Origin of the sequence: Ochrobactrum sp. SFR4 (genome assembly GCF_019730395.1) — a bacterium.
Lineage (GTDB): Bacteria > Pseudomonadota > Alphaproteobacteria > Rhizobiales > Rhizobiaceae > Pseudochrobactrum.
Window position 1 is genome coordinate 1 of record NZ_JAAPBB010000753.1, and the last position, 274, is coordinate 274.

Below are 274 nucleotides of genomic sequence, written 5' to 3' on the forward strand. Positions count from 1 at the left end.
TCAAATCCCTGCCATCGAGGGTAAGCGATACAGCTGAAATTGACCGGCAGGCTTTCATCATTGGTCAGCAGGGCGTTACCCGTGGCGCATTGGCCGAGGCAGTCAAGCAGGTTTTGCGTGGTGCGTTGGGTCACGGCTTTCATCCATCTGCCCCTGAGTTTCGCCTGTTGTGCGACAGCATTCAGCGCAAGCAGGCCGAAGAGCGCGCGCGTGGTGAAGAAGAGCTCCGCCAACGCCGTGAAAATGAGCAGCGACGTTTGCAGCACAAAAAGAC

The 274-nt window shown here is 57.3% G+C and carries 1 pseudogene; it reads left to right on the forward strand.

Annotation, left to right across the window (positions count from 1 at the left end):
* Nucleotides 1–274 (forward strand): annotated as a pseudogene (locus HBA93_RS21095) (hypothetical protein); the annotation flags it as partial.